A 3,315-nucleotide genomic window follows, 5' to 3' on the forward strand; every position below is an offset into this window, starting at 1 on the left:
CGTTCGTGGGAGGCTCCGCAAACTGTCGTGGCTGCCCGAGCGGGTGATGGCCGGGTTCAGATCGTCAGCAATCAGCGATTGCGCCTACCCCGGATGCCACCGGAGGGATAGCGCAGCGCGTTCATCATCTGCTCAACGGATCGAGGATCGCTGAGCCCCTTTCTTGTCGCCGCCAGTTACCGGGTAGCACTCCCGGACGACGGCAAACGTCACATTCGCACATACCAGCGGGAGCACGTCGGTGAGCGGTCACGACCACCGCCCCGCACCCGCTACCGAGGCCCTCGACGAACTCGACACGCCCGACGGCTTGCGCGCCCGGCTCGGCCTGGCCGACCCAGGCCGGTTGCCGCGCGTGCTGGCCGCGCTCGGCCCGCGCGCACTGCGCCTGGCCCGAGACCGCGTCGACGCTGCCATCACCTACCTCGTACCGCCCGAACACACCGCACAGGCGCGCGCGATGGTCGGGCCGGACCGGGCGTTGCTGGTCGAACAGGCCGTCGTGGTCGGTGCCGATGACGAGGATGCGCGGGCGCGGGCACATGTCGGCGCCTACCTCTCCACCCGGGATACCGTGCGAGCTGGCGGCGACTCGGCTTCACCGAGGCCGACCTCGCCGGCCCGGCAGCGGCCGACTCGTCGACGCGCTGGTCGCCATCGGCGAAGACGCGGTGGATAGCCGACCAGCTCGCCGCCGGTGCCGATCATGTTTGTCTGCAAGCGCTACCAGCCGAGCCGTTCACCGTTCCGGCGCGACGGTGAAACTCTCGGCCGCCATGGAATCGACCAGAACCGATTCGAACATCCCCGAATCGGAGTAGCCGCTGGCAAGGTTCGGCGCGAGGTCGGCTTCCGTCCGCCCGAAGAACGATCTGGTTGTGCGTCCGAGGCGATCTCAGGACCCCTCCGTTCGGGCGGCATCGTCGTCGCGTGTTGACCACTTCATCTGTCACTTGACCAACCAGTTGCCACTGCCTCAACGATGGGGCGGGCATCGAACACGCGCTCAGTCGGCCTACTCGACCCGCATGCAGCCTACGAATGATGGCTCAGGTGAGTCCGGCGACTTCTTGGGCGATGGCCGCGAGTCGGGTTTGGGCGGCGGAGACGACGCCGTGGCGGTTTTTGTGGGCTTCTTCGTAAGCGACGATCGCCCGGATGTCGGCGGGGTCGGTGAGTTCTTTGACCTCGGCGACGGCTTGGGAGACGTTCAGCTCGTCATAGTCGCTGATGGGCAGCTCCTCGGGCTCGAGCACGCCGGTGCTGGTGCGGATCGACCGCAGGGCGTCGGCGGCGGTGTCGGCGCCTTCGCGGCGGGTGACCTGCTCGGCGGTCTCCAGCGCGGCGTCGCGGGAAGCAGACAGTGTCTTGGCAGCGACATTCCCGGCGCGTGCCCCTTGAGCCAGTAGGCCGCCCAGGGCGGGTGGGGTGGCGCGCACTGTGTCCAATGCCCGGTCCAGGCCGCGGGTCGACAATGTGACCGGGAGGTTGAACAGCTTCACCGCGGTCCCGGCCGCGGACTGCAAGGGGGTGCGGCGCAGCGCGGCCGGCCCGCCAAGAGCGTCCTCGGCCAGGACGGTGGTCAGCCAGTCGACGGTGGCCGAGTGCGCGGTGATCAACCGCTGCGCCAACGCCACCACTTCGCGCTGTCCGGCGGCGGTGGCGAGGGCTTTGATGTAGCGGGCGCGGTCGACCAGTTGGTGTTCCAGAGCCAGGTCACCGAGCAGGGCCTCGTCGAACGGTAGGGCCTGCTCGACCATCGCCTTGACCGCGGCGGCGGCTTGGCCGAGGAACGGGGCGACCAGTTCCGGAACGCCGCCCAGGTCACGGATGGCGGCCTCGATGGATTCGGAGCGGGCGCGGGCGTTGTCGGCGTTCTCGGACAACTCGCGGCGCACCGCATCGGTGCGGGCTTGGGCGATGCGGGTCTCGGCGACCTGGATTTCGGTGTTGGTCAGCGACAGCACAGTGCGTAGCTGCGCGAGCAAGGTTGTGGTGTCTGGTGTGCTCATTGCGGATCTCGTCCCTCCGGTGTTGACAGCATCGGGTCGGCGCAAAGGTGCACCACTCTCGGCACTACCCACCGCTATCGGCCAGTAACATCCCCCTCCTGCCGGCACAAGCATGGCCATCTTCGACGATTCGCGGCGCCCCGGGCCCGGCGCCTCCGGCTTGGGTGCTGAGCATGGGTGGTGTGGAGCGATGAGCCTGCTCGCCATTTTCGGGCGCGGGTTCCGGAACGCTGCTGGAAACGCACCGAGCTCGAAACCGGATGTTGAGGGCTGGTGTGCCGCGGTGGGCGTGTCTGCCGAGGTCCGGACGCTGAGACTGCGACCATGGGGGACCATGTCCAGTGCGAACGAGACAAAGACCGCACGCCAACGTGACAGACGGTTCTGGCGTGGCTCCGACTGGCGCATACCGCGGAGTGAGGATGCGTTGGTCACGACGATGCAGGCTGAGATCTGGCATCGCCGATATCCACCCTCTTCGGTGATGCAGGCTTTGGGCACCCGATGCGGCCATCCGGTGCCCGCGTCGGACATGCGAGTGTTCGCCGGACTGGACAGCATGCTGCGAGTCTGCGGCTGGACGTTCATCAAAGAATGCTCCGGCCCGCAAATCCTGACCTGGAGCTACGGGCCTTCCGACGCCGGAGCGGCCTACCTCGACCGCGGACGAGAACCCATTACCACCATCGTGGCCATCCTCGACCGCTCCATCCCGACGGACACCGTGCAAGACTGCGCGGTCGAAGTTCTGCTGGTCGGCGTGCCGCGCGGGCAGAGCCGCCGCACCACGCTGGCCGGGCTCACCACCCATCTCGGAGCCATCGAGACCTACCGGCCCGGTGATCGCATTCCGATTCCATTCCCGACCGGCCCCGCTCGACCCCCGAGCATGTGAGCGACACCGGACGACCGGACCCGCCGCAGGGGGTGTGCAGGGCCCAGATCGCCCTCCGGCCATGCGACAGCTCAACCGGGCCCACAAGCAAAGGAGAACGTCACGTCCCCTCGCACCTACCTCGTCCGTCTCGATCCGTATCTCCGAGGCGACAGTGCGACGCCGCGCGGGGTGCGGACGCAGTTCTTCGACTGGCTCGCCACCACCGACGCCGAGGTCGTCCAACTCTGCGGCGCCGACCGCGTCGTCATCTCTGCCCCACCAGAGGTCATCGACCAGATCAGAAACCTCGAGTACGTCCTTGACGTCGAGCCACACGACTAGTGTTCCGCGCCTGAATCCGGATTTCAGGCGCGGAACACTAGTCGTGGCGGGCGCCGGGCCCGGCCGGCGCGGGAACGCCTCGGC

General features: G+C 68.0%; 4 protein-coding genes. 3 read left to right on the forward strand and 1 reads right to left on the reverse strand.

Annotated elements, in window-relative coordinates; genetic code table 11:
* Nucleotides 1–241 precede the first annotated feature (241 nt).
* Nucleotides 242–679 carry a hypothetical protein gene (locus tag ACFU5M_RS34215; protein WP_379055724.1) on the forward strand — a complete coding sequence of 146 codons (438 nt, stop codon included), beginning with the start codon at nt 242–244 and terminating at the stop codon, nt 677–679.
* Between the two features lie 370 nt (nt 680–1,049).
* On the opposite strand, the gene ACFU5M_RS34220 is transcribed toward ACFU5M_RS34215, so the two are convergent.
* Entirely contained in the window at nt 1,050–2,012 is a 963-nt protein-coding gene (locus tag ACFU5M_RS34220; RefSeq protein ID WP_379055726.1) for a ferritin-like domain-containing protein, read from the reverse strand.
* Between the two features lie 484 nt (nt 2,013–2,496).
* On the opposite strand from ACFU5M_RS34220, the gene ACFU5M_RS34225 reads away from it, so the two are divergent.
* The gene (locus tag ACFU5M_RS34225) at nt 2,497–2,907 is read left to right on the forward strand and encodes a hypothetical protein (RefSeq protein WP_379055728.1); all 411 of its coding nucleotides are present in this window, start codon (nt 2,497–2,499) and stop codon (nt 2,905–2,907) included.
* 171 nt (nt 2,908–3,078) lie between these two features.
* Nucleotides 3,079–3,231 carry a hypothetical protein gene (locus ACFU5M_RS34230; protein WP_379055730.1) on the forward strand — a complete coding sequence of 51 codons (153 nt, stop codon included), beginning with the start codon at nt 3,079–3,081 and terminating at the stop codon, nt 3,229–3,231.
* Nucleotides 3,232–3,315 lie beyond the last annotated feature (84 nt).

It is taken from the genome of Nocardia sp. NPDC057455 (genome assembly GCF_042802775.1).
In the GTDB taxonomy this organism is placed as follows: Bacteria; Actinomycetota; Actinomycetes; order Mycobacteriales; family Mycobacteriaceae; genus Nocardia.

Bases quoted from the DNA above. Each gene is read 5' to 3' on its own strand.
- ACFU5M_RS34220 (WP_379055726.1), bottom strand. From the start codon at position 2,012: ATGAGCACACCAGACACCACAACCTTGCTCGCGCAGCTACGCACTGTG.
- ACFU5M_RS34225 (WP_379055728.1), top strand. From the start codon at position 2,497: ATGCAGGCTTTGGGCACCCGATGCGGCCATCCGGTGCCCGCGTCGGAC.